This is a genomic window from Actinomadura sp. NPDC048021 (genome assembly GCF_040653135.1).
Classification (GTDB): domain Bacteria; phylum Actinomycetota; class Actinomycetes; order Streptosporangiales; family Streptosporangiaceae; genus Spirillospora; species Spirillospora verrucosospora.
The window spans coordinates 63,455-86,926 of sequence record NZ_JBEZJQ010000016.1 but is presented as its reverse complement, the minus strand read 5'-3'; the positions used below and the strand labels follow the sequence as shown (position 1 = coordinate 86,926).

Genomic DNA, 23,472 nt, shown 5'->3' with positions numbered 1-23,472 from the left:
GGGGGGCCGCGCCGGGTCAGGTCGGCCGGTGCCTGGGCGCTGTCGGCGGCCAGGCCGTCGGCTGGAGCGTCAGGTGGAGGCCGCCGCGCCATACGGGGCCGGTCCTCGGTGTCACGCGGACCGTGACCGGGACGTCTCCGGTCCGGCGGGTCGGGAACTCGCCCTGCATGGCGGACCGGGACAGGTAGGCGAGGCCCTGCCGCAGGAGGGCGCGCGGCCCCGGGTCCACGCGGGCCGCCCACGGTGGGTCGGTCTCGCCGCGCAGCCAGGCGTAGCAGGCCATCGCGTAGCCGAACTCGCGCTCCGTCAGATACCCGAGCCGCGAATAGCCGTCGTTGCGGGCGGCGTTCAGGGTGCGCTCGTCCAGATCCCCCAGGGGCTGGATGGAGAAGCCCCGGGTCGCCTCGCCGAATCTCAGCGCCGCGTTCGCGCTGAAGACGCCGAATCCGAAATAGACGGTGAGGAGGTCGGTGAGCCGTTCGTGGTCCTTGCGTTCGGTAGTGATCCGCTCCTCGCCGAGGAGGCGGACATGGCACAGTTCGTGTGCGATCACGGCGATCAGGTAGGCGGCGTCGGACGCCTCCGTCACGTCGAGCCCGATGACCGCCCGGCCGTCCTCGACGTAGTAGTGCCCGACCGCGCGCTTGCCGTCGCGGGCCGTCGCGTCCTCGTCCTCGCGGTCGAAAAGTTCCACGGTGAGTTCGGATCGGTCGATCCCCATCTGCTCGCAGGTCCGCGCGACCACGTCGTCGATCTGCTTCGGCGTGCCGGTGTAGCCGGCGGCCCGCAGATCCGGCTGGGGCAGGACGATCGGCCGCATCACCGGGTCCCGGCCGAACTCCTGGACGAACCAGGTGATCGACGCCTCGATCCACGCCTGCTGCGCGACACCGACCGGGCACTCGGTGCTGATCGTCGGAGACCACGGCGGGGGCGTCTCGCGTTTCTCGTCCACAAAGGATTCCTGACAGTCGTCTCGTTGCGGCCGTCAGATTTTTATCACGTACTCCGAGCCTGTAGCGGCTATTGGCCGTCAATGGCCTGAGGGGTGATGGGAAATGGTCTTGTATGGAATTCGGATGACCCGCGTATCGCCCGTGTAAGTGACTGGTGTGCAAATCCCGCACGTGCGCGACTGGGGACGTCTCGCTCCTGGCTTTGCGGGTGCGCCCGTCCGGGGGCGACAATGCCGGGGTGGACGATGACGAGGAGTTCGTCTGGGACGAGTTCTGGGGGAATCTCTGGCCGGTGTGGCGGCGGGTCCTGGCCGGTACCGACGCCGAGGAGCCGCCGCCCGCCGAGCCGATCTTGCGGCGGCGCCGGCTCACGACCGACTACGCGTGGGTGGGGACGTTCGAGCCCGTCCGCTGGCTGACCTCGGTCACCGAGGCCCTGCTCTGGGACGACAACGGCATGGACCTGGGGCCGCTGGCGGGCCGGCCGTGGGAGCTGCTCCAACTCGCCGGACCCGCCGCCAACATCGATCTGGCGCAGCTCAGCGGCACCCCCGTCCGCCGCCTCATCCTGTCCAACGTCGACGTCGATGGTCTGGCGAGCCTCAAGGACATCATCGGCCTGGAGTCCCTCACCCTCGCCCACGGCGACTTCGGGCCGCTGCCGCCGCTCGACCGGCTCGCGGAGGTCGTCCTGTACGCGGAGGGGGAGGTCGACCTGTCCGCCGCGCGCCCCGGCCTGCGGGTGGTCCGCCGCGACGAGATCTACCTTCCTCCTTTCGGCCCCGACGAGGTCGGCATCTGACGGTCGGAGCCGGGCGGCTACTCGACGACGCGCTTGGTCATCCCTTTTGCGCCCGGGTCGATGCCCCAGGTGAAGACGGTGTGCGGGTGGACGCGGATGACGTCGCCGCTGAAGCGGGAGTTCTCCGCGACCGCGGTCTCGGCGCGTCCGCGGATCTCGATGCCCCGCACCCGCCACGGCTGGACGGAGACGAGGTCGTCCACGACGAAGGCGACCTGGTCGTTGTGGCGGAGGTTGCGGTATTTGCGGGACTCGGCGAGGTTCCAGCCGCCGATGTCGATCGTCCCGGTCTCGGCGTTGTAGGCGAACCCGACGGGGTTGTTCTGCGGGTCGCCCTTGGGCCCGACGGTGGCGAGGCGGCCGAGGCGCTGGGTGGAGAGGTAGTCGCGTTCGAGGTCGGTGAGGCTCATGCCACCAGGGTGCAACCTCAACCGCGGCTGAGGTCAAGGGAGGCGATGACGCCGCGGAGCCGGGGCGACATCTCCTCGGGGAGCGCGTCGAGGGGCCACCAGCGGGCCTCCAGGATCTCGCCCGCGTCCAGGTCGAGCCGCCCGCCGACGATCCGGGCCGCGTAGTAGGCCTCGACCCGGTGCCGGAACCCGCTCGCGACGTGGAGCGGCGGCGCGGTGACCTCGACCTCCAGGGCCGTCTCCTCCCGGACCTCGCGCGCGACGCCGTCTTCGAGGCGCTCGCCGGCGTCGACGTATCCGCCCGGCAGCCCCCAGGCGCGGTACGGGGGCCACAGCCGGTGGCGGAGCAGCAGGATCCGGCCCCGCTCGTCCTGGACGATCCCTCCCGCGTACACCAGGAACGTCTGGTGCCGGAGCCGCGCGAGCCGCCACTGCGTCCGGCCGCTCAGCCGCCTCCACACCGGCGCGGCCAGGCTCCCGAGACGGGCCCGCGCGCCGAACGGGATCTTCATTCCCGCGATGCTAGCGGCCCGCGGACGGCGGGCGGCCGCCCCGGGGGACGGGGTGTGACTCTGGCCACACCGCGCCGGATCGGGGATCTTCGCCGCCATGCCGGTTCGTCCCAGAAGAAAGCCGTGTACGCAGATCGGGGGACGATGTGACCACGACCGCCATGGACCGTGCCGGGACGGACGCCGACGCGGCGCCCGCGAGCCGCCGCGGCGCGCATGTCCGCCTGCTCCGCAAGATCGGCGTCGCGGTGGCCGGAGCCGCCCTGATCGTCGCGGGCGTCGCCATGCTCGTGCTGCCCGGTCCCGGCATCGTCGCGATCCTCGCCGGGCTCGGCCTTCTCGGGACCGAGTTCCCGACCGCCCGCCGCATCAGCGCCGGCGTGAACGGCCACGCGCGCGCCGCCTGGCACCGGATCCGGGGCGGAGCCTCCCGCCTCGGCCGCAAGGGCTGAGCCCGGGCCGCCCCGAGGCGGATGGGGCGGGACGTCTTTCGGACGTCCCGCCCCATCCGCTTTTTCTGCCGTCGCGAATCGCCGCGAGATAGGTAAATGTCCCCGTGCCGGTCATTCCTCTCAGGGGAGGGCTGTGCCGCCTTCCGCCGCCGCGGCGGACGGGGGGCGGAGGGTGCTGGACGGGCTCCTGGGGCCGCCGGGAAGCGTGCCGGAATGGTAGTCAGATCTTGAGGGCGACCGGCCCGGTTTTCTGGATATTTCGGATGGCAATGGCGAATCATGCCAAACAAAGTTGATCAGAATTGAGCTTGGCGTAAAGGCGCTTCGGGTATAGGACGGAAGACACAATTCGATACGTCGCCCGGAGTGTGCCGATGCGTCTTTCCCGCCCCAGTCTGGTCGCCTTCGGTGCGGCGACCTTCGCCGCCGCCTCACTGCTCGGGTCCGGCACCGCCTCGGCGGCCGGCCCCAACTACGTCGCCCTCGGCGACTCCTACTCGTCCGGCACGGGGGCCGGGAACTACGATCCGAACAGCGGAACGTGCCAGCGCAGCGCGAACGCCTATCCGAACCTGTGGGCGGCGTCGCACGCGACGTCGTCGTACAAGTTCGTCGCCTGCTCCGGAGCGACGACCACGACCGTCGCCAGCGGCCAGCTCGGCGCGCTCAGCTCCTCCACGACACTCGTGAGCATCACCGCCGGCGGCAACGACGCCGGGTTCGCCGACGTCATGCAGACGTGCGTCCTGCAGTCGAACGCCTCGTGCCAGAGCAGGGTGACGCAGGCCGAGACCTACATGAAGAACACGCTCCCCGGACAGCTCGACTCGCTGTACGGCCAGGTCCGTGCGAAGTCCCCGTCGGCGCGGGTGGTGGTGCTCGGGTACCCGCGCCTCTACATCATCGTCGACTGGTGCGCGGGGCTGAGCAACACCAAGCGCACCGCGCTCAACCACGCCGCCGACACCCTCGACACCGTCGTCTCCGCCGCCGCGGGGCGCGCCGGGTTCACGTGGTCGGACGTCCGGGACGAGTTCTCCGGGCACGAGCTGTGCTCCGGCGACGACTGGCTCAACGCGGTCACGATCCCGATCGGCTCGTCCTACCACCCGACCGCGCTGGGCCACCGTTCCGGCTACCTGCCGGCGCTGACGGGCTCGGCCAGTCTGGCCCTCCAGAAGCAGACCTGACCGGCGAGGACCGCGATCGCGCCGGCCATCAGCGTCGCGCTCACCCACACGGGCGAGCGGTAGCCGAGGCCGGCGCCGATCGCGGCGCCGCCGAGCCACGGGCCGAGCGTCCCGCCGACGTTGAACGCCGCGGTGGCAAACCCGCCGGCCAGCGTCGGCGCCGCGGAGCCCTGCTCCAGGACGCGTGAGATCAGCGCCGGGCCCGTGCCGAACGCCAGCATCCCCTGCACGAACACCAGCACGACGACCGCCGCCGGGCTTCCGGCCGTCAGCGCGAGGACGGCCCACCCGGCGGTCAGGGACGTCATGCCCGCGGCGATCAGCGCGGCGGGATGCGCGTCGGCGATCCGTCCGCCGATGGTGACGCCCGCGAAGGACCCGGCGCCGAAGAGGGCCAGCAGCGCCGGCACCCAGGCGGAGCCGAAACCGGCGACGTTCGTGGCGAGCGGCGCGAGGTAGGTGAACGTGCAGAACGTCGCGCCCTGGAACAGCGCGTTGACGGAGAGGGTGAGCAGCAGGCGGCCGTTGGCCAGGGCGCGCAGTTCGCTGCGGGCGGCGCCCGCGGACGGGCGCTCTTCCGGGATCGCCCTGGCGATCGCGGCGACGGCGGGCAGCGAGACCAGCGCGACCGCCCAGAAGGCGGCCCGCCAGCCCCACGCCCCGCCGAGCACCGCGCCCGCCGGGACCCCGGCGACGCAGGCGACGGTGACGCCGCCGACCACGACGGACGTGGCGCGGGCGCGGGCGGCGGGCGGCACGAGCGCGGTCGCGGTGGCGAGCGCGACGGCCCAGAACCCGGCGTTGGCCAGGGCGGCGGCGACGCGGGTCGCCAGCAGCACCGCGTAGCTGGTGGTGAGGGCGCCGACGACGTGGACGGCGACGAAGGCGACCAGGAACGCCAGCAGCGCGCGGCGGCGCGGCCACCGGCGGGCCAGCAGGGTCATGGACGGGGCGCCGATCACCATGCCGACGGCGAAGGCGGAGGTGAGCAGGCCGGCGGCGGGGATGGACACGCCCAGGTCCGCGGCGATGCCCGGGACGAGCCCGGACAGCATGAATTCGGAGGTGCCCTGGGCGAACACGGCGAGCCCGAGGACGTAGACGGCGAAAGGCAAGGGGAGACTCCCGAGACGGCGAACAGGTCGGCTGTCGATGGGGGGCTGCGCCGAGAAGGCCGTCCGGCGTCGGCACGGACGGCGACGGCAGAAAGAAGATCCCTCGAATGCGAGGGCGAGGAAGGCAGCCCGCCTCAGGCGGCCCGCACGAAGGGGAGCCGCCCGGGAGTCAGCGTCTGTCGGACTCGGGGCTGGACATGGTCATGAGGCTAGCAGGGCCCTGGAGGCCCCCGTACAGAACATTGTTCTGGCATGGCAGAATAATGTTCTATGACGGAGGCCGGACGGGAGCGGATCCTGCGGGCGGCGCTGGAGCTGTTCGGGCGCGACGGGGTCGCCGGGACCACGCTGAGCGGGCTCAGGGCGGCGAGCGGGGTGAGCGTGGGCAGCTTCTACCACCACTTCTCCGGCAAGGAGCAGGTGGCGGAGGCGCTGTTCGTCGAGAGCATCGGGATGTACCAGGACGCCTTCCTCGCCGAACTGAAGGCGCACGACGGTGCGCGGGAGGCGGTGGCCTCGGTCGTGGCGTTCCACGTCCGGTGGTGCAGGGAGCATCCGGGCCGGGCCCGGTTCATGTTCACCGAACGTCCCGCCGGAAGTGCGGGGCTGGCCGAGCGCAACGGCGCGTTCTTCCGCGAGGTGCGCAGCTGGTGGCGCGTGCAGGCGCGGCACGGCGCGCTGCTCGACGTGGACGCGGTGACCGCGTTCGTCCTGTGGCTCGGGCCCGCGCAGGAACTGTGCCGGCTCTGGCTGAACGGCCAGTGCCCCGAACCGGACGGCGGGCAGGTCGAATCGCTGAGCGAGGCCGCATGGCGGTCGGTGGGAGGTCCCCATGGTGATTGACGCGTGGATGCAGCACGGGACGGTGCGGTTCCTGCGGCACGAGATGCTCGACTCGCTCTGGAGGTGGACGGGGCAGGAGCCGCCGGCGGAGGAGGTCCCGGTCGGCGCCACGGTCGCGGCGATGGACGCCGGGGGAGTGGACCTCGGTCTGATCAGCGCCTGGTACGGGCCCGAGGGCGACCTCGTGAGCAACGACGAGGTCGCGTCGTTCGTCCGGCAGGCCCCCGGCCGGCTCGCCGGCATCGCCTCGGTCGACCTGCGCAAGCCGATGGAGGCCGTGCGGGAACTCAGGCGGTGCGTGGGCGAACTGGGCTTCAAGGGCCTGCGCGTGGTGCCGTGGCTGTGGGAGCTGCCGCCCACCGACCGCCGGTTCTATCCCCTGTTCGCCGAATGCGTGGAGCTGGGCGTCCCCTTCTGCACGCAGGTCGGCCACACGGGGCCGCTGCGCCCGAGCGAGACGGGCCGGCCCATCCCGTACGTCGACCAGGTGGCGCTCGACTTTCCCGAGCTCGTCATCGTGGGCGGGCACATCGGCTACCCGTGGACGGAGGAGATGGTCGCGGTGTGCCGGAAGCACCCGAACGTCTACATCGACACGTCCGCGTACACGGTCCGCAGGTACCCGCCTGAGCTCGTCCGGTACATGGCGCAGGACCGGCACCACAAGGTCATGTTCGGCACCAACTACCCGATGCTGACCGCCGAGCGGGCGCTCAAGGGCCTGGACGACCTCGGCCTGGGCGAGGACGCCCGGGAGGCGTTCCTCGCGGGCAACGCCCGCAGGGTCTTCCGCCTGTAATTGATCTACAATGTAAAGGCGGCGGCCGCGGCGATGCCGCCCGCCGCCTTGCGCGACCGTCCGCGATCTGGACGGTTCTACACGGCGCTTCCACACGGATGGGGGCGTCAACGACAAACAACACGCAGGAGGAAATCGTGGGTCACCGTGAAAGCTACGGCACCATCTCCTACAGGGAGTGCCCTTTCGACGGCAGCTTCGTTCTCACGCCCGCGCGTGGCGAAACCATCACCGTGAAGAAGGTCACTGGCGAGGTGTGCAACGCAGGCCTCGGCACCCTCGTCATCGAGGAGGTCGCCGACAGCGGCCGCCTCCTCAACCCGGGTGGTGGAACCGTCACCATCGGCAAGGTCACCGGCCATGGCTACGTCCGGAACTGGAACGGTGGCGGCGACGGCGTCCTCAAGGCCGGCACCGTCACCATCGGCAAGGTCACCGGCCGCGGTCGTGTCCACAACGAAGGCAACGGCACCGTCACCATCGACGAACTCGCTGGCAATGGCTGTTACGAGAACGCCAGCGGTCGCGCCTTCGTCATCATCGATGAGGTCACCAGCGAAGCCTGCGTCGTCGAGAGGGCGCCCATTGACGGCGGTCTCAGCGACGGCGGCACCGGGCTCGTCAAGAAGGCGAAGGGGCGCAGCCGGATCGTCGTCTGCGGCGGCAGCGTCAAGATCGACGAGTTCCTCGGCAAGGCCGGCGTCCTTCTCCGCTTCGGCGTGGTCGTCCTGCCGGCGAGCGCCGCGGGCCGCGTCTCCGGCTGGTTCGGCAGCGATCTCGAGCCGGGCTTCGTCGGCGGGGCCGTCAGCGCGGTCGTCGAGGCCGCGGGGGACTCCGCCGATGAGGACCGCGCCGGCGCTCGGCGCCACTTCGCCAGGCGACCCGCGCGGTTCAGGTGGGTCGTCGGGTAGCGGCACAGAACCGGAGGCCCGGCACCGCGCCGGGCCTCCGGCCCCGACCGGCGGCCCTTCCTCGCGCGACGAGGGAGGGCCGCACGCGTGCCGAGCACGATGAGGGAGTCACCGCCGGAGCGTCCGGCAGGCCAGGATGCCCAGCGGGACGGGCGCCCAGAACGTGACCGCCCGGAAGAGCAGGACGGCGTGCAGGGCCGGGCCCGCGGCGATCCCGAGGGCGGCGAGCGCGGCGACGAGGGCGGCCTCGGTGGAGCCGACGCCGCCGGGCGTCGGGACGGCCGAGCCCGCCGCGGCCCCCACCAGGTAGGCGGCGATGAGCGCCGGCGCGTCGGCGGGGCCAACCGCCGTCCCGGGGACGGCGAGGACGCCGAGGGCGAACGCGACGCCGAGGACGAGCGTGGTCCCCGCGGACGCGGCCAGGGTGACCGCGAGGTCGCGCGGGCGGCGGCACAGGTCGGCGAGCCCGGCCGCGGCGCTGCGGGCCGCGGCGGAGCGGACCGCGCGGCGCCCCCACAGCACGGCGGCCGGCAGCAGCACGCCGACGGCCATGAGCAGCGGGAGGGGCGGCACGAGGCCGGCGGCCCGGGAGGCGTGGTGGCCGAGGGCGTCCAGCATCCGGTCGTTCCCGCCGCCCGGGGCCAGGACGGCGCCGAGGCCGAGGACCGCGCCCGTCAGCAGAAGGTCGGCGGGGACGCCGGCGACCTGGAGGACCGCCACGGCGACGGCGGCGCGGGGCAGCGGCAGGCCGCGGCACACGAGGTAGCGGGTGTTGACGGCCGCGGCGCCGAGGCCCCCGGGCGTGACGCGGTTGGCGGCCGACGCGGTGAGCTGCGTCATCGTCGTCCTGACCAGGGGGAGCGGGCGGCCCGCCGCGCCGCGCAGCGCGACCGCGGAGCAGACGTAGTGCAGCAGGGACAGCAGGACCAGGACCGGAAGGAACCCCCAGCGCATGTGGCCGAGGGCGGCGAGGGCCGGTCGCAGCGGCCCGGCGGTCGTCAGGAGGGCGGCGGTGAGGACGGTCAGAAGGAGTCCGGCGACCGCCCAGCGGGCCCGGTGGATCCGGCGGACGAGGGACGGCGCCGCGGCGTCGGCGCCGAGGCCTGGGAGCTTGGCGACCGTCGCGGGGACGGCGCCGGCTGTGATCGTCTCCACGCCTCAGTGTCCGATGACCCGGCTGAAGCGCATGCGACCTCCGGACCCCTTCGACAAGAACGTTGCGTGACCTGCGGGAGGGAGGCGCCGCTCAGGCGGCCGGGCGGTAGCGGTCCTGACGGGTCTGGGCGCCGATGTAGCGGAGCATGCTGCGCAGGGCCCAGTGGTTGAGTCCGGTGGGCATCATGCGGTAGCCCTGCCGGTTGGCCAGGGCGAGGGCGGCGAACCGGGCCTGGTCGAGCGGGGACCAGGGGATGTCGAAGCGGTCGCGGACGACCTGCGGCAGGCAGCCGAAGGTGATCAGGCGGAGCGGGCGCTCGATGGCGAGGCGCCCGGCGCGGTCGATCCGGGGGCCGCCGACGGGCAGCAGGGTGACGGTGTCGGAGCCGTGCTTGGCGATCTCCAGGGCGCGGGCGGCGGCGGGGGTGAGTTCGAGCGTGCGGGTGCAGATGTGCCAGAACCTGGACTGGAAGGCGGCGTAGTCGGCGGGGACGGGCCGCATGCTGACGCCGTAGCGGGAGTACCAGGTGACGGTCTCGGCGTACATCTGCTCGTGGTCCTCGGCGGTGAGCGTGCCGGGGTGGAAGGTCTCAGCGGCCTTGAAGATCTCCCAGGTGAACGTGGCGTGCGCCCACCAGAACGTCTCGGGTTCGAGGGCGTGGTACCGGCGGGCGCGCTCGTCCACGCCGCCGATGGCGCGGTGCAGGTCGCGGATGGTGCGGGCGCGGGCGGCGCCGTCCGGGGCGAGGATCGTCGCCCAGATCTGCGGGACGGACCGGTGGATCCGGTCGAAGGGGGCGTCGAAGAACGCGGAGTGCTCGGTGACGCCGGCGCCGATGCCGGGGTGCATGAGCTGCATCAGCCCGGCGGCGGCGCCGGGGAGCAGGGAGCGCAGGTCGGCGGCGTGCCGCCAGAGGAGCGTGCCGGGGCCGAGCGGGGCGCGGGCGGCCGTGCGGGCGGGCCTGCGGGCGGCGGCGGCGACGACCGTGGGGGGCGGGGGCGGGGCGGGCATCGCACCTCCTGCCGGCGGTTGCTTACCGTCACCGTAACGACTGTGAGACAAATGTCAATGTTTGTCGCACAATCGCGCGCCCGGCCGCTGGCCGCCGCGCGGCCCGGGACGGGTTCGCCCCGCCCTTCCACGTGAGGCCTAGCCGAGCCTCGTGCGGAGGGACGGGGCGAACGGCCCTGGCCCTGTGCCTGTCCCGCGGGGTCAGGCGGTGGCGGGCTTGTACACGGCGACGGCGCAGGCGCTGCCGAGGCCGATGTTGTGCTGGAGGGCGACGCGGGCGCCGTCCACCTGGCGGGCGCCGGCCTTGCCGCGCAGCTGCCAGGTCAGCTCGGCGCACTGGGCGAGGCCGGTGGCGCCGAGGGGGTGGCCCTTGGAGATGAGGCCGCCGGAGGGGTTGACGACCCACTTGCCGCCGTAAGTGGTGGCCTCGTCGTCGACGAGCTTGTGGCCCTCGCCGACCTCGGCCATGCCGAGCGCCTCGTAGGTGATGAGCTCGTTGGCGCTGAAGCAGTCGTGCAGTTCGATGACGTCGACGTCGTCGATGGACACCTGGGCCTCGTCCATCGCCTTGCGGGCGGCGCGCTGGGAGACGCCGAAGCCGACGACCTGGATGGAGGAGTGGTCGGCGAAGCTCTCCCCGGTGTCGCTCGCGATGTGGTGGCCGGCGATCTCGACGGCCTGGTCCCACAGGTCGTGCTCGTCCAGGAACCGCTCGCTGACGACGAGCGCGGCTGCGGCGCCGTCGGAGGTGGGGGAGCACTGGAGCTTGGTCAGCGGGTCGAAGATCATCGTGGCGTTCTTGACGTCGTCGAGGGAGTACTCGGTCTGGAACTGCGCGTAGGGGTTGTTGACCGAGTGCTTGTGGTTCTTCCAGCCGATCCAGGCGTAGTGGTCGGGGGTCGAGCCGTACTTCTCCATGTGCTCGCGTCCGGCGTTGCCGAACATCTGCGGCATGGGCGCCTTGTCCAGCTCCCACTCGCGGCCCGCGGTCATGGAGCGCAGGTGGTGGTCGATGATGGTGACCTTGGACTCGCCCATGCCGGCGCCGAGCGAGCCCTTCTTCATCTTCTCCATGCCGAGCGCGAGCGCGCAGTCGGCGAGGCCGCCGCGCACGGCCTGGCGGGCGAGGTACAGCGCGCTGGACCCGGTCGCGCACGCGTTCATGACGGTCATGACGGGGATGCCGGTCATGCCGGTCTCGTAGAGGGCGCGCTGGCCCATCGATCCGTACATCGAGCCGGCGTAGGCCGCCTCGACGGCGTCGTAGCCGACGCCCGCGTCCTCCAGGGCGTGGCCGACGGCCTCCTTGGCCATGTCGGGGTACTCCCAGTCGCGAGAGCCGGGCTTCTCGAACTTGGTCATGCCCACGCCGACGACGAAGGTGCGGTTGGCCATCGGGCTCGCCTCCTGTAACCGAATCCTGTTCGGTCACACCATAGCCCGCGGCCCGGCCGGCGGGCGGGGGCGCTCCCGATGATCGGGATGGCCGGGCCGGTCAGCCCGCCGTCTCCTCGGCGAGCGCGGCGGCGAACGCGTCCACGTCGTCCTCGGTCGTGTCGAAGGAGCAGACCCAGCGGACCTCGCCGGTCGCCTCGTCCCAGGTGTAGAAGGGGAACCGCTTGCGCAGCCGCTCGGCCGCGTCCTTCGGCATGAGCGCGAACACCGTGTTGGCCTGCACGGCCTGGGTGATCTCGACGCCGGGGACGGCGCGGGCGGCGTCCTCCAGGCGGCGGGCCATGGCGTTGGCGTGCGCGGCGTTGCGCAGCCACAGGTCGCCGTCCAGCAGCGCGATGAGCTGCGCCGACACGTACCGCATCTTGGACGCCAACTGCATGCTCGACTTGCGCAGGTAGGCCAGCCCCCGCACGGCGCCCGGGTTCAGCACGACGATCGCCTCGCCGAGCAGCAGCCCGTTCTTGGTGCCGCCGAACGACAGCACGTCCACGCCCGCGTCGGTGGTGAGGGCGCGCAGCGGCAGGTCGAGGGACGCGGCGGCGTTGGCGATGCGGGCGCCGTCCATGTGGACCGACAGGCCGCGCTCGTGCGCCGCCGCCGCCACGGCCGCCGTCTCCCGCGCGGTGTAGACGGTGCCGAGCTCGGTGCTCTGGGTGATCGACACGACGGCCGGCTCCCGCCGCTGGATGTTGCCGAAGCCCGTCGCGTACCGGTCCACCAGTTCGGGGGTGAGCTTGCCGTCCGGGGCCGGCGCCGTGACGAGCTTCAGCCCCGCGATCTTCTCGGAGGCGCCGCACTCGTCGGTGTTGATGTGCGCCGACTCCGGGCACACCACCGCGCTCCACCGCTCCGACATCGCCTGCAGCGACACCACGTTCGCGCCCGTCCCGTTGAAGACGGGATATACCTCGGCCTGCTCGCCGAAGTGGCGCCGGACGACCTCGCGGAGCCGGCCGGTGACGGCGTCGTCGCCGTAGGCGGGCTGGTGCCCGGTGTTGACCTCGGCCAGGGCCGCGAGGACCTCCGGGTGGACGCTCGCCTGATTGTCGCTGGCGAAACCGCGCGCGGCGGACGGACGGATGTCGGACGGCTGAGTCATGCCCCCATTCTCCAGGACGTCCGCCGATGTCCCCTTATGCTGGGCGGTCGGTGAGGTCCTGGAGCGGGGCGGGCGCGGCGTCCGGCGGCGGCTCGGCCGTGCGCAGCGCCATCCGGGCGCGCATCGCGTCGAGGTCGTCGCCGAACCGGGTGACGGTGGACTGCAGGTCGCGCCACAGCCCGGTCCGCTGCTCCAGCGCCGCGACCTTGGCGCGCAGGTCGGCGACGCGCCGCTCGGTGGCCTCCAGCCGGGCGTGGTCGCCGGCGGACTCGCGGCCGGTCCGGATCAGGCTGGTGGCGATGGCGGCCAGGTCGCGCTCGGTGTCGTCCATGCGCTCGTCCAGGCGCGGCAGCAGCCGGTCGTTGAGCTGCCCGACCAGCGAGTCGAGCTCGGTGCGGATCGTGCGCAGCTCGGCGTCCTGGACGCGGACCGACTGCTCTAGGATCGACAGACGCTCGACGAGGGCGGGGAGCAGCAGGACGATCTCCGCCGACCGCTCCAGATCTCGACCGGCCCTGACGAGGGCGCCGGCGCCCTCGCGCAGATGGCGCTCCACCTCGGCGGCGGCGCGGCGGACGAGACCCGGTATCACGGTCATGGCGCTCCCTTCCGGGGCCGGCGGGTGGAATCTCCTTAAACTGTAGGCGAATCGACCGTGAACGTTTTGTGAACTCACCGGTTTATCTCGGCGGTCCGCGCGGCCTCGCGGACGGGCGGCCGTTCGTCCGGAAAGGCGCGCGGGCCGGGCGGAGCGCCGCAGGCGCACAGCCCCTGCCGCACGATGAGCGAGGCGCGTTCGGCGGTGTAGTCCGCCCGGCTGGCGGCCGGTCGGACGCGGTGGCACGTCAGGCAGAGCATGGGTCGGTTCTCCCCCCGTAGCGCCGGGAGCGGAGGCCGTCCCGCACGCATTCCCCCCGGACGCGTGCGGGACGGCGGACCCACGGGATGGTCCTCCGGCTCCCCGGCGCCGCTCACGGTAGGCGCTCCCACGTTGCATGCACGTTGCGATCATCCGGTCACGGACCGTGCCGTGATCCGGTCAGGCGGGATCCGGCGAATCGGTTGCACCGCCCAGGCGATGGACCGATGCTCGAACGGAGCCGGATGTCGCTCCGGGAGAAAGGGCTGATGGTGGTGCGCGAGCCGGGGACCGTCCGGACGCCGATCGCCGAGTCGTGGCGGCGCTCCCAAGACGCCGACGTCGACGCGGGCATGGACGCGGCGCCCCTGGTGTTCGACCGGGACTCCCTGGCCGACGCCCGCGGCGTCCACCCCCTCGAACCGCACCTGCCGATGCTCCAGGCGCTGCTGCGGCGGGTCGCCGACGAGACCGAGCACCTGATGGTGATCACCGACGCCGCCGGGCACGTGCTGTGGACGCAGGGCCCGGCCTTCGCCCGCCGCGCCGCCGAGGCCATCGGCCTGACCGCGGGCTTCCTGTGGTCGGAGGACGCCGTCGGGACCAACGGCATCGGCACCGCGCTCGCCTCCGGCCGGCCCGAGTACGTGTACGCCGCCGAGCACGTCGCGCACGTCCTGCACCGCTGGTCGTGCGCCGGCGCGCCGATCACCGACCCCGACTCGGGGCGCGTGGTCGGCTGCATCGACGTCAGCGCGACGGTGCAGGCGCTGCACCCGGCGACCGTCGCGCTCGTCGCCGCCGCGGCGCGGCTGGCCGAGGCGCGGCTGGAGAACGAGATGCTGGTGCGCGACCAGCGGCTGCGCGAGCGGCTCCTGCCGCATCTGCGGGGGCTGCGCGGCACCGGCGTGCTCGCCACCGTCACCGGCCGCATCCTCGCCGCGCCGGCGGGCGGGCTGGTCGGCCGGCGCGTCGCCGTCCCCGAGCCCGGCGGGACGGTCGAGCTGCCGGACGGCCGCACCGCCGTCGCCGAGCCCCTGGGCGAGGCGTTCCTGCTGCGGATCCCGGGGGCGCGGGGCCGGGTCGACGACGGCGCCCGGTCCGGGCGCGGCCTGGCGGCCAGGCCCGTGGTCGCCGAGGCGCCGCTGCTGACGCTGGCGCTGCTGGGCGACGGGCCGCACGCGCTGCTGGACGGGCGGCGGTTCGACCTGACGCTGCGGCACGCCGAGATCCTCGCGCTGCTGGCGCTCCATCCGCGGGGCCTCAGCGGCGACCGGCTGTCGCTGTGCCTGTACGGCGACGAGGGCAGCGCGGCGACCGTCCGCCCGGAGATCCACCGGCTCCGCCACCAGTTCGGCGACGTGGTGCGCGCCCGCCCCTACCGGCTGGGCTGCGCCGTCGACGCCGACTTCCTCGCCGTCCGGCGGATGCTCGACGAGGGGGACGTCGCCGGCGCCGTGCGGTTGTACGGGGGCGAGTTGCTGCCGCGCTCGGACGCGCCCGCCGTCCGCGCGGAACGCGACGAGCTGACGGTGCGCGTCCGGCGGCAGGTGCTCGACGGCGGCGGCGCCGACGTGCTGTGGGCCTACGCGCAGACCGAGCCGGGGCGCGGCGACCTGGAGGCGCTGGAGCGGCTGCGGGGCGTCCTGCCGCCGGGGGATCCGCGGCTGGCCGCCGTGACCTCGCGCAGCGCCCGGCTGCTCAGCGGCGAGCCGTAGGAGGCGGCACCGCGGCGGCGAGGTGGGCGCAGTCGTTGTAGCAGACGGCCGCGAGGCCGCTCCCGTCGTGGCGCCAGCGGGTGACCGACGCGTTGGCGACGGGCTCCTTCTCGATCCGCATGACCTCCGCCTCGGTCAGCTCCTCCACCAGGTAGCGGGTCATCACGATGATCGCGTCGTGGGCGACGACCAGGGCCCGGCCGCCGGGGGCGCCGGTGTGCAGGTCGCGGTAGAAGCTGCGCAGCCGCAGCGCCAGGTCGGCCCACGACTCGCCGCCGGGCGGGCGGTGGTAGAACTTGCCGAGGTGGCGCAGCCGGTCGGCCTCTTCCGGGAACCGCGCGCGGACGCCGCGGGGGGTGAGCCCCTGCAGGATGCCCTGCTCGCGGTCGCGGATCCGCTCGTCCACCTGGATCCGCGGGGCGGCGAAGGTCGTCTCGGCGAGCGCGATCCGGGCGGTGTCGAGCGCGCGCACGTAGGGGGAGGCGATCACCGTCGTGGGGCGCTCGTCCTCGGGGAGGTCCTCCAGCCAGCGGCCGAGCGCCGCCGCCTGCGCCCGCCCGGTGTCCGACAGCGGGACGTCGGCGTCCCGCTCGGGGATGTCGACCTCCTCGGCGTCGGTGCCGAGGACGGCCTGGTAGGCGAGGTTGCCGGTGCTCTCTCCGTGCCGGGTCAGGGTCAGCCATCGCAGCGCGTTCACGCCCGCCATGCTGCCATGCCCGGCGGCTTCCCGATCCCGCGCCGCCGGAGCGGGGGCCCGCCGGGCGGCGGCGCGGTTGCTCTACAGCCGGTAGTACTCTTTGGTGCCGTGACGAACGTGCTGTCCGCCACGACCATCGTGGTGGCGCTCCTGGCCGCCGGCTACGCGCTGGTGACGGCGCTGCGCGGCCGGGCGATGGGCGCCGCCGACCTCGGCGCGTTCGGCGTCCTGGAGGTGCTGCTGGTCGCGCAGGCCGTGGTCGCCTTCGTCAAGCTCTCCGGCGGCGAGGGGCCGGAGGGCCCCGCCACCTTCGTCGGCTACCTGCTGGGGTCGCTGCTGATCCCCGTCGCCGGCGCCGGGTGGGGGCTGCTGGAGCGCACCCGGTGGGGCCCCACGGTGCTCGTCGTGGCCGGGGTGGCCGTCGCCGTCATGATCGTGCGGATGAACCAGCTGTGGAGCGGCACCGGTGCCTGACCCCGAACACGAGACCGCCCGCGAGACCGAGCCCGTCCGCGAGGACGCGCCCGTCCCCGAGGACGCGCCCGTCCCCGAGACCGCGGTCCGGGAGCCGCTGGCCCGCGCGGACGACGGCGCCCGCGCCGGCGCCGAGGCCCGCACGGGCGGCGGTGCCCGGCCCGGCGCCACCGCCGGTGGGCCGGGACGGCTGCTGGTCGCCGTCTACGCGGTCTTCGCGCTCGCGGCCGGTGCGCGGGCGGGGGTGCAGATCGCCACCCGCTTCTCCGACGCGCCGGTCGCCTACCTGCTGTCGGCGGTCGCCGCCGCCGTCTACGTCGTGGCGACGGTGGCCCTGGCCCGGGGCGGCCGGACCTCGTTCCGGATCGCAGTCGCCGCCTGCGCGACGGAGCTGGCGGGCGTGCTCGCCGTGGGCACGCTCAGCATCGCCGACCGCGCCGCGTTCCCCGACGAGACCGTCTGGTCCGTCTACGGGCGCGGTTACGGGTTCGTGCCTCTGATCCTGCCCGTCGTGGGTCTGCTGTGGCTGCGCCGCACCGCCCGCAGAGGTGGCGGAACCCCCGCGGGCGGTGGGCGCCCTGTGAGCGGCGGCGTGTGAGCCCTCCGGCCACAGGTGTCTGTGGGTCATGCCGTCCTCCTGCCAGAGGGGCCGGTCACGCCGCGGCGTGCGCCGAGCTGGGGGAGCCGACCGGCAGGGCGCGCACGGCGGCCCGGGCGATCGCCTCGATCTCCTCGGGGGAGCGGTCGGCGGTCGGGTTGCGGCGCATCCAGCGGATCAGCTTCAGCGGCGGGGCGAACACGATGCCGTCGGCGGTGAACGGCGTGCGGGCGAGCTTGCCGCCGTGCACGGCCAGCACCGGCGTCACCGACACCGGCGTCCCGGCGGCGCGGGAGACCGCCTCCGCGGCGGCCTCGGCCCGCGCGGTCAGCCCGCGGACGAGCTTGGTCTGCGTCCGGCCGTCGATGAAGAGCCTGCCGCCGTGCTGGGAGACCTCGGCCCCGGGCGACCACGCCTCGTTGTGCACGAGCCAGACGCCGCCGGGCCCGACCACCAGTTCGTCGGCGATGCCGTGCCCGGGAACCGTCCGGGCGTGCAGCACGCGGTGCCCGCGCCGCTCCAGCGTGTAGCGCAGGAACCGGTCCATGCGCTGGTCGCCGCGCAGCCCGAGGCGCCACACCCGCGACGCGCTGTAAATGCGCCAATGGACGAGCGTGTCAGCTGTCGCCACCAGAACGGCCATCGCGATTCCGAAAACGGCGTTGACGAGCAGCCCGCACAGCACGAGCGTCGCCGCCGCCAGAAAGGCGCGTGTCCGCAATCGTCCTTTTCGGCCCCGCTGCCAGAGTTCCTCGTACACCGCCTGCGGCGAACCGCCGGTGAAAGCGGGGCGGTCCCTGAGGTAGATGGAGCTGCCGAACATGTCCGTCCTCCCAGCACCTGCTTAGACGCCACCAGTATGGGGATGCTCCGGCATTCCCGCCACACTTTGCGAGGTGACTTAAATCAAACTTCCGCGCCACTTCTTGGGCCTGGGACATTGCTCACCTGCCCGTTCGGGTGTGATTGGGTGAGACGATTCGGGGAACACCGGAGAAGAGCCCCCCGAGATTGGCTGAAAGGCGCGGTGCAACTATCACCGCAAGATTCAAGGCCCTTTTCATTGCAATTGTTTGCTCCGGGGCGCGAGCGGCGCGGCAGACTGGGACGATGCACCTCAGCGCCGCCGAAGGCCTCCCCGTCCGCCAGGCCGTCCCCGCCCTGCGCGCGGCTCTGGACGAGCACGGCGCGGCCGTCCTGGCGGCGCCGCCCGGCACCGGGAAGACCACCCTGGTCCCGCTCGCCCTCGCCGGGCTCGCCCTCGCGCAGGGTCAGGGCGCCCCGCCCGCGCCCGGCAGGGTCCTGGTCCTGGAGCCCCGCCGCCTCGCCGCCCGCGCCGCCGCGCGCCGCATGGCCTGGCTCCTCGGCGAACGCGTCGGCGGCCGGGTCGGCGTCACCGTCCGCGGCGAGACCCGCCCCGGTTCCCGCGTCGAGGTCGTGACCACGGGCGTGGTCCTGCAGCGCCTCCAGTCCGACCCCGAGCTCGACGGCGTCGGCACGGTGATCCTGGACGAGTGCCACGAGCGGCACCTGGACGCCGACACCGCGCTGGCGTTCCTGCTCGACGTCCGCGCCGCGCTGCGCCCCGACCTGCGCCTGGTCGCCGCGTCGGCGACCGCCGACACCGGCCCGTGGTCGCGCCTGCTCGGCGGCGCCCCGGTCGTGGAGACCGCGGCGGCGCTCCATCCGGTCGAGACGGTCTGGGCGCCGCCGCCGCGCCCCCTCCCGCCGCCGCACGGCATGCGCGTCGACCCGGGGTTCCTCGCGCACGTCGCCGCGACCGCCCGCCGGGCGCTGGCCGAGCGCGACGGCGACGTCCTGTGCTTCCTGCCGGGGGTCGGCGAGATCACCCGCGTCGCCGGGCTGCTGGCCGGCGCGCCCGCCGAGATCCTGCAGATCCACGGCCAGGCGCCGGGGCGCGTGCAGGACGAGGTGCTCGCGCCCGCGTCGCGCCGCCGGATCGTCCTCGCGACCTCGGTGGCCGAGTCGAGCCTCACCGTTCCCGGCGTCCGCGCGGTCGTCGACTCCGGCCTCGCCCGCGAGCCGCGCACCGACCACGCCCGCGGCCTCGGCTCGCTCACCACCGTCCGCGCGTCCCGCGCCACCGCCGACCAGCGCGCCGGGCGCGCCGGGCGCGAGGCCCCCGGCGCCGTCTACCGGTGCTGGACGCAGGCCGAGCACGACCGGCTTCCGGCCCGTCCCCGCCCCGAGATCGAGCTGGCGGACCTGACCGGCTTCGCCCTCCAGGCGGCCTGCTGGGGCGACCCCGGCGCGACCGGCCTCGCCCTGCCCGACCCGCCCCCGGCCGCCGCGATGGACGCCGCCCGCTCCACCCTGCACGCCCTCGGAGCCCTGCAGGACGGCCGCGCCACCGACCGCGGCCGCCGGCTGGCCCGCGTCGGCCTGCACCCCCGCCTGGCCCGCGCCCTCCTGGACGGCGCCCCGCGGGTCGGCGCCCGCGACGCGGCGCAGATCGTCGCCCTGCTCTCCGAGCCGCCGCCCCGATCGGCGGGCGATGACCTCACCGCCGTCTGGCGCGGCCTGCGCGGCCGGAGCCGCCCCGCCGACCCGCACGCGGCGCGCTGGCGCGACGAGGCGGCCCGCCTCCAGAGGTCGCTCACCGCGGACGCCGGGGCCCCGCCGGGGATCGGCGACGACCGCGTCGCGGGGACCGTGGTGGCGCTGGCGTTCCCGGAGCGGGTCGCGCGGGCGCGGCGGGGGAGCGGCTACCTGATGGCCTCCGGGACGGGGGCCGAGCTGGCGGAGGGGTCGGCACTGGCCGGGGCGCGGCCCGGCTGGCTCGCGGTCGCGGCGGCCGACCGTCCCGCCGGGTCGGCGTCGGCGCGGGTGCGGCAGGCCGTGGTGATCGACGAGGAGGTCGCGCGGTCCGCGGCGGCGCCGCTGGTGGAGACGGCCGAGGAGGTCGTGTGGCGCGACGGGGACGTGGTGGCGCGCCGCGTCGAGCGGCTCGGCGCGATCGAGCTGGAGGCGCGGCCGCTGCGCGACCCCGACCCCGGTCTCGTGCGCGCCGCCCTGCTGGACGGGGTGCGCGCGGAGGGGCTCGGGCTGCTGCGCTGGACGCCGGCGGCCGTCGCGCTGCGCGAGCGGCTGGCGTTCCTGCGCGCGGCCCTCGGGGAGCCGTGGCCCGCCGTCGACGACGCGGCGCTGCTGGAGCGGGCGCCGGAGTGGCTGTCGGGCGCGCGGCGTCGGGCCGACCTGGCGCGGGTCGACGTCGCCGGACTGCTGCGCGGCCTGCTGCCTTGGGACCTGGCGAAGCGGCTGGAGGAGTACGCGCCCGAGCGGATCGAGGTCCCGTCGGGGTCGCGGATCCGGGTCGACTACTCGGGCGAGCGCCCCGTCCTCGCCGTGAAGCTGCAGGAGCTGTTCGGGTGGGACGCGGCGCCGCGGCTCGCCGGGGGGCGGGTGCCCCTGGTGGTGCACCTGCTGTCGCCGGCGGGGCGCCCCGCGGCGGTCACCGCGGATCTGGCCTCGTTCTGGGGCGAGGGGTACCGGGCGGTCCGGGCCGAGCTGCGCGGCCGCTACCCCAAGCACCCGTGGCCCGAGGACCCGGCGCGGGCCGTGCCGACGAAGCGGACCCGGCGGGCTAGCGGGAGCTGATCAGCGCCTCGATGCCGTCCAGGACGCGGGCGAGGCCGAACTCGAAGGCGCGCCCGGGCGCGACGGCGGAGCCGTACTCGTACCCGACGGCGGCGCCCACGCGGGTGCCGAGCGGGTAGTCGTCCTCGTTCACCAGCGTCTCCAGGAGGGGGGCGCTCGCCTCCCACCACTGCTCGTCGGTCATGCCGCTGCGGCGCTCGGCCTCGGCGGCGTTGACCGACACGCGGGCGGCGCTCTCGGCGAAGCCGGTCACGAGCGCGACGACCGAGTCCATCTCCACGTCGCTGAGGCCGAGGCCGTCCACGGCGCGCAGCTCGTACTCGAACTTGGCGCACGTGTTCGGGCCGAGCGGCGGCCGGACCGTGGTGATCTGCAGCAGCCACGGGTGCCGGTGGAACAGCGCCCAGTTGTCGCGGGCGATGTGCTCCAGGCGGGCCCGCCAGGAGTCGTGGGCGGGGGGCTCCAGCTCGGCGAACGCGCGGTCGACCATGACGTCGACGAGCTCCGCCTTGCCCGGCACGTAGGTGTAGATCGACATGGGGGAGACGCCCAGGTCCTCGGCGATGCGGCGGATCGACAGCCCGTCCAGGCCCTCGGCGTCGGCCAGCCGGATCGCCGCCCGGACGATCTCCTCCGCGGTCAGCCGCGGCTTGGGCCCGCGCCTGGGGCGCTCCCGCACCCCCCACAGCAGCTCCAGGGTGCGTCTGGGGTCGCCCGCCCCGCTGTACTCGGTCACCGGCCGATCCTCTCAGGGATGAAACTCTGTACTGCGTACGTTATATTGGCCGCGATGGCAAATCCGTACTGCGTACATAGTTTTGGAGGACGGGTGACGGAACCACGGTTCGCGGTCGTCGCCGAGGGGCTGCGCAAGCGCTACGGCGGCACCGAGGCCCTCGCCGGGCTGGACCTGCGCGTCCCCGCCGGGACCGTGCACGGCCTGCTCGGCCCGAACGGCGCGGGCAAGACCACCGCCGTCCGGATCCTGACCACGCTGGCCCGGCCGGACGGCGGCGTCGCCCGCGTCGCCGGGCACGACGTGGTCCGCGACGCGGTCGAGGTGCGGCGCCGCATCGGGCTCGTCGGGCAGCACGCGGCGGTCGACGAGGTGCTCGGCGGGCGGCAGAACCTCGTCATGTTCGGCCGCCTGCACCACCTCGGCGCCGCGCGGGCGCGGCGGCGGGCGGACGAGCTGCTGGAGCGGTTCCGGCTCACCGACGCCGCCGCCAAGCCCGCGGGGGAGTACTCGGGGGGCATGCGGCGGCGCCTCGACCTGGCCGCGTCGATGATCCTCGCGCCGCCCGTGCTGTTCCTGGACGAGCCGACCACCGGCCTCGACCCGCGCAGCCGGGGCGAGGTGTGGGACGCGATCCGCGACCTGGTGGACGGCGGCACGACCGTCCTGCTCACCACCCAGTACCTGGAGGAGGCCGACCGGCTCGCCTCCGGCGTCTCGGTGATCGACCACGGCCGCGTCATCGCCGAGGGCGCCCCCGACGAGCTCAAGGCGCGGCTCGGCGGCGACCGCGTCGAGGTCGTCGTGGACGACCCCGGGGACCTCGCCGCCGCCGCCGAGATCGTCGGCCGGGTCGCGAACGGCGAGGCGGACGTCGACGCCGAGGCCCTGCGGGTCGGGGCGCCGGTGTCGGGGCGGGCCGCCGCGCTGACCGAGGCCGTCCGGGCCCTGGACGAGGCGGGCGTCGCGGTCGCCGACATCGGCCTTCGCCGCCCGACGTTGGACGAGGTGTTCCTGCACCTCACGGAGAAGAAGGAGGCCGTTCTTTGAGCGAAGCGAGCCGGGGGGCGTGGGGGGTCGTCCCCCCACAAGGAGGCCGTTCTTTGAGCGTCCGGACGATGAGGTGGGCCGCGGCCGACGGGTGGGTGCTGACCAACCGCGCCCTGGCCCACTGGGCGCGCAAGCCGGGCGAGGTCGCCGTCGGGCTGTTGTTCCCGGTGATGGTCGTGCTGATGATGGGCTACCTGTTCGGCGGGCAGATGGACGTCCCGGGCGGCGGCAGCTACCGGGCGTTCATCGTCCCCGGCATGTTCGCGCTGACGATGGCGTTCGGGGTCGAGACGACGTTCGCCGCGATAGCCAGCGACGCGAACAAGGGGGTGACCGACCGGTTCCGGTCGATGCCGATGGCCTCGTCCGCGGTCGTCGTGGGCCGGGCCACCGCCGACATGCTGCACTCGGTCGTCGCGCTGGCCGTGATGGCGGCCTGCGGCGTGCTGATCGGCTGGCGCGTCCACGACGGTGCGGGCAGGGCCCTCGCGGGGCTCGGCCTCCTGCTGCTGCTGCGCTTCTCGCTGGTCTGGCTCGGCGTCTACCTCGGCCTGGTCGCCAAGGGGCCGGAGTCGGTGGCGGCCGTGCAGATCCTGGTGTGGCCGATCGGGTTCCTGTCCAGCGCCCTGGTGGCGCCGAGCACGATGCCGGGCTGGCTCGGCGCGGTGGCCGAGTGGAACCCCATGTCGGCGACCGTGACGGCGTGCCGGGAGCTGTTCGGCGAGCCCGTGGCCGGCGGGTCGTGGGCGGCGCAGCACAGCGTGCTGATGGCGGTCGTGTGGCCGCTGGTGATCGCGGCGGTGTTCTTCCCGCTGTCGGTCCGCCGCTACCGCGCCCTCGGCCGCTAGGGCAGGAGGGACGCCCGGTGCCGGGCCAGCGCCAGCGCCGGGTAGCACGCCTCGGGCAGGGGCTCCGGGCGCCGCGAACAACACCCCCCCGGCCCCGAAGACGGGGCGCCCCACGGCCCCCAGCCCGCCCCGTACGGTGTGTTAAACAATAACAAGACAGGAG

25 protein-coding genes are annotated in these 23,472 nt (G+C 74.1%); 12 read left to right on the top strand and 13 right to left on the bottom strand.

Annotated elements, in window-relative coordinates; genetic code table 11:
• Positions 1-16: 16 nt before the first annotated feature.
• Positions 17-955, bottom strand: a complete 939-nt coding sequence (locus tag AB0C87_RS25865) for a hypothetical protein (RefSeq protein WP_360579929.1) — start codon at positions 953-955, stop codon at positions 17-19.
• A 239-nt stretch (positions 956-1,194) separates the two neighbouring features.
• Between AB0C87_RS25865 and AB0C87_RS25860 the strand changes: the two genes are divergently transcribed.
• The gene (locus tag AB0C87_RS25860; RefSeq protein ID WP_360579927.1) at positions 1,195-1,758 is read left to right on the top strand and encodes a hypothetical protein; all 564 of its coding nucleotides are present in this window, start codon (positions 1,195-1,197) and stop codon (positions 1,756-1,758) included.
• Positions 1,759-1,775: 17 nt separating this feature from the next.
• Here AB0C87_RS25860 and AB0C87_RS25855 read toward each other — a convergent pair whose 3' ends face one another.
• Together AB0C87_RS25855 and AB0C87_RS25850 are read right to left on the bottom strand one after the other, a co-directional pair.
• Positions 1,776-2,168, bottom strand: a complete 393-nt coding sequence (locus AB0C87_RS25855) for a PPOX class F420-dependent oxidoreductase (RefSeq protein WP_345183588.1) — start codon at positions 2,166-2,168, stop codon at positions 1,776-1,778.
• A 17-nt stretch (positions 2,169-2,185) separates the two neighbouring features.
• A complete protein-coding gene (locus AB0C87_RS25850) occupies positions 2,186-2,680 on the bottom strand; it encodes an NUDIX domain-containing protein (protein WP_353833155.1) in 495 nt (164 codons plus the stop codon).
• A gap of 146 nt (positions 2,681-2,826) precedes the next feature.
• On the opposite strand from AB0C87_RS25850, the gene AB0C87_RS25845 reads away from it, so the two are divergent.
• Together AB0C87_RS25845 and AB0C87_RS25840 are read left to right on the top strand one after the other, a co-directional pair.
• A complete protein-coding gene (locus AB0C87_RS25845) occupies positions 2,827-3,132 on the top strand; it encodes a PGPGW domain-containing protein (RefSeq protein ID WP_345183584.1) in 306 nt (101 codons plus the stop codon).
• Positions 3,133-3,506: 374 nt separating this feature from the next.
• The gene (locus tag AB0C87_RS25840; RefSeq protein WP_360579926.1) at positions 3,507-4,322 is read left to right on the top strand and encodes an SGNH/GDSL hydrolase family protein; all 816 of its coding nucleotides are present in this window, start codon (positions 3,507-3,509) and stop codon (positions 4,320-4,322) included.
• Here AB0C87_RS25840 and AB0C87_RS25835 read toward each other — a convergent pair.
• Positions 4,268-5,437 carry a Cmx/CmrA family chloramphenicol efflux MFS transporter gene (locus AB0C87_RS25835; RefSeq protein ID WP_345183580.1) on the bottom strand — a complete coding sequence of 390 codons (1,170 nt, stop codon included), beginning with the start codon at positions 5,435-5,437 and terminating at the stop codon, positions 4,268-4,270. The two genes, AB0C87_RS25840 and AB0C87_RS25835, sit on opposite strands and share 55 nt — an antisense overlap.
• A 270-nt stretch (positions 5,438-5,707) precedes the next feature.
• Between AB0C87_RS25835 and AB0C87_RS25830 the strand changes: the two genes are divergently transcribed.
• From AB0C87_RS25830 to AB0C87_RS25820, 3 genes are all read left to right on the top strand, one after another.
• Positions 5,708-6,280: a TetR/AcrR family transcriptional regulator gene (locus tag AB0C87_RS25830; RefSeq protein WP_345183578.1), complete on the top strand. Its 573-nt coding sequence runs from the start codon at positions 5,708-5,710 to the stop codon at positions 6,278-6,280.
• A complete protein-coding gene (locus AB0C87_RS25825) occupies positions 6,270-7,079 on the top strand; it encodes an amidohydrolase family protein (RefSeq protein ID WP_345183576.1) in 810 nt (269 codons plus the stop codon). Before AB0C87_RS25830 ends, AB0C87_RS25825 begins: the two co-directional genes overlap by 11 nt.
• A gap of 137 nt (positions 7,080-7,216) precedes the next feature.
• Positions 7,217-7,990 (top strand): hypothetical protein, encoded by a 774-nt coding sequence (locus AB0C87_RS25820; protein WP_345183574.1) that lies wholly within the window; start codon positions 7,217-7,219, stop codon positions 7,988-7,990.
• A gap of 108 nt (positions 7,991-8,098) precedes the next feature.
• On the opposite strand, the gene AB0C87_RS25815 is transcribed toward AB0C87_RS25820, so the two are convergent.
• From AB0C87_RS25815 to AB0C87_RS25790, 6 genes are all read right to left on the bottom strand, one after another.
• Positions 8,099-9,145, bottom strand: a complete 1,047-nt coding sequence (locus tag AB0C87_RS25815; RefSeq protein ID WP_360579923.1) for a lysylphosphatidylglycerol synthase domain-containing protein — start codon at positions 9,143-9,145, stop codon at positions 8,099-8,101.
• Between the two features lie 91 nt (positions 9,146-9,236).
• Positions 9,237-10,157: an oxygenase MpaB family protein gene (locus AB0C87_RS25810; RefSeq protein WP_345183570.1), complete on the bottom strand. Its 921-nt coding sequence runs from the start codon at positions 10,155-10,157 to the stop codon at positions 9,237-9,239.
• 201 nt (positions 10,158-10,358) lie between these two features.
• Positions 10,359-11,552, bottom strand: coding sequence for a beta-ketoacyl synthase N-terminal-like domain-containing protein (locus tag AB0C87_RS25805; RefSeq protein ID WP_345183568.1), 1,194 nt, complete (start codon positions 11,550-11,552; stop codon positions 10,359-10,361).
• Between the two features lie 100 nt (positions 11,553-11,652).
• Positions 11,653-12,711, bottom strand: coding sequence for a low specificity L-threonine aldolase (locus AB0C87_RS25800; RefSeq protein ID WP_360579920.1), 1,059 nt, complete (start codon positions 12,709-12,711; stop codon positions 11,653-11,655).
• A 34-nt stretch (positions 12,712-12,745) separates the two neighbouring features.
• Complete coding sequence (locus tag AB0C87_RS25795) at positions 12,746-13,309, bottom strand: hypothetical protein (RefSeq protein ID WP_353833162.1); 564 nt, start codon at positions 13,307-13,309, stop codon at positions 12,746-12,748.
• 74 nt (positions 13,310-13,383) lie between these two features.
• On the bottom strand, positions 13,384-13,569 hold the full coding sequence (locus AB0C87_RS25790; RefSeq protein WP_345183562.1) for a hypothetical protein: 186 nt from the start codon (positions 13,567-13,569) through the stop codon (positions 13,384-13,386).
• 228 nt (positions 13,570-13,797) lie between these two features.
• Between AB0C87_RS25790 and AB0C87_RS25785 the strand changes: the two genes are divergently transcribed.
• A complete protein-coding gene (locus AB0C87_RS25785) occupies positions 13,798-15,288 on the top strand; it encodes a GAF domain-containing protein (protein WP_345183560.1) in 1,491 nt (496 codons plus the stop codon).
• Here AB0C87_RS25785 and AB0C87_RS25780 read toward each other — a convergent pair.
• Positions 15,272-15,994, bottom strand: coding sequence for a histidine phosphatase family protein (locus AB0C87_RS25780; RefSeq protein ID WP_360579917.1), 723 nt, complete (start codon positions 15,992-15,994; stop codon positions 15,272-15,274). The two genes, AB0C87_RS25785 and AB0C87_RS25780, sit on opposite strands and share 17 nt — an antisense overlap.
• 99 nt (positions 15,995-16,093) lie before the next feature.
• Between AB0C87_RS25780 and AB0C87_RS25775 the strand changes: the two genes are divergently transcribed.
• Entirely contained in the window at positions 16,094-16,459 is a 366-nt protein-coding gene (locus tag AB0C87_RS25775) for a hypothetical protein (RefSeq protein WP_345183556.1), read from the top strand.
• Positions 16,460-16,649: 190 nt separating this feature from the next.
• Positions 16,650-17,057 (top strand): hypothetical protein, encoded by a 408-nt coding sequence (locus AB0C87_RS25770; RefSeq protein ID WP_345183670.1) that lies wholly within the window; start codon positions 16,650-16,652, stop codon positions 17,055-17,057.
• 55 nt (positions 17,058-17,112) lie between these two features.
• Here AB0C87_RS25770 and AB0C87_RS25765 read toward each other — a convergent pair whose 3' ends face one another.
• The gene (locus AB0C87_RS25765) at positions 17,113-17,880 is read right to left on the bottom strand and encodes an NERD domain-containing protein (protein ID WP_345183554.1); all 768 of its coding nucleotides are present in this window, start codon (positions 17,878-17,880) and stop codon (positions 17,113-17,115) included.
• A gap of 287 nt (positions 17,881-18,167) precedes the next feature.
• On the opposite strand from AB0C87_RS25765, the gene hrpB reads away from it, so the two are divergent.
• Positions 18,168-20,675 (top strand): ATP-dependent helicase HrpB, encoded by a 2,508-nt coding sequence (hrpB, locus tag AB0C87_RS25760; RefSeq protein ID WP_360579915.1) that lies wholly within the window; start codon positions 18,168-18,170, stop codon positions 20,673-20,675.
• Here hrpB and AB0C87_RS25755 read toward each other — a convergent pair.
• Entirely contained in the window at positions 20,662-21,411 is a 750-nt protein-coding gene (locus AB0C87_RS25755; RefSeq protein WP_353835875.1) for a TetR/AcrR family transcriptional regulator C-terminal domain-containing protein, read from the bottom strand. The genes hrpB and AB0C87_RS25755 overlap by 14 nt on opposite strands.
• 93 nt (positions 21,412-21,504) lie before the next feature.
• Between AB0C87_RS25755 and AB0C87_RS25750 the strand changes: the two genes are divergently transcribed.
• Together AB0C87_RS25750 and AB0C87_RS25745 are read left to right on the top strand one after the other, a co-directional pair.
• Entirely contained in the window at positions 21,505-22,461 is a 957-nt protein-coding gene (locus tag AB0C87_RS25750) for an ATP-binding cassette domain-containing protein (protein ID WP_353835874.1), read from the top strand.
• Between the two features lie 68 nt (positions 22,462-22,529).
• Entirely contained in the window at positions 22,530-23,309 is a 780-nt protein-coding gene (locus tag AB0C87_RS25745) for an ABC transporter permease (RefSeq protein WP_360579913.1), read from the top strand.
• The last annotated feature ends 163 nt before the right edge of the window (positions 23,310-23,472 follow it).

Coding starts and splice junctions, on each gene's coding strand:
- AB0C87_RS25810 (WP_345183570.1), bottom strand. CDS start 10,157: ATGCCCGCCCCGCCCCCGCCCCCCACGGTCGTCGCCGCCGCCGCCCGC.
- AB0C87_RS25790 (WP_345183562.1), bottom strand. CDS start 13,569: ATGCTCTGCCTGACGTGCCACCGCGTCCGACCGGCCGCCAGCCGGGCG.
- AB0C87_RS25805 (WP_345183568.1), bottom strand. CDS start 11,552: ATGGCCAACCGCACCTTCGTCGTCGGCGTGGGCATGACCAAGTTCGAG.
- AB0C87_RS25855 (WP_345183588.1), bottom strand. CDS start 2,168: ATGAGCCTCACCGACCTCGAACGCGACTACCTCTCCACCCAGCGCCTC.
- AB0C87_RS25825 (WP_345183576.1), top strand. CDS start 6,270: ATGGTGATTGACGCGTGGATGCAGCACGGGACGGTGCGGTTCCTGCGG.
- AB0C87_RS25830 (WP_345183578.1), top strand. CDS start 5,708: ATGACGGAGGCCGGACGGGAGCGGATCCTGCGGGCGGCGCTGGAGCTG.
- AB0C87_RS25765 (WP_345183554.1), bottom strand. CDS start 17,880: ATGTTCGGCAGCTCCATCTACCTCAGGGACCGCCCCGCTTTCACCGGC.
- AB0C87_RS25850 (WP_353833155.1), bottom strand. CDS start 2,680: ATGAAGATCCCGTTCGGCGCGCGGGCCCGTCTCGGGAGCCTGGCCGCG.
- AB0C87_RS25780 (WP_360579917.1), bottom strand. CDS start 15,994: ATGGCGGGCGTGAACGCGCTGCGATGGCTGACCCTGACCCGGCACGGA.
- AB0C87_RS25800 (WP_360579920.1), bottom strand. CDS start 12,711: ATGACTCAGCCGTCCGACATCCGTCCGTCCGCCGCGCGCGGTTTCGCC.
- AB0C87_RS25785 (WP_345183560.1), top strand. CDS start 13,798: ATGCTCGAACGGAGCCGGATGTCGCTCCGGGAGAAAGGGCTGATGGTG.
- AB0C87_RS25840 (WP_360579926.1), top strand. CDS start 3,507: ATGCGTCTTTCCCGCCCCAGTCTGGTCGCCTTCGGTGCGGCGACCTTC.
- hrpB (WP_360579915.1), top strand. CDS start 18,168: ATGCACCTCAGCGCCGCCGAAGGCCTCCCCGTCCGCCAGGCCGTCCCC.
- AB0C87_RS25745 (WP_360579913.1), top strand. CDS start 22,530: ATGAGGTGGGCCGCGGCCGACGGGTGGGTGCTGACCAACCGCGCCCTG.
- AB0C87_RS25795 (WP_353833162.1), bottom strand. CDS start 13,309: ATGACCGTGATACCGGGTCTCGTCCGCCGCGCCGCCGCCGAGGTGGAG.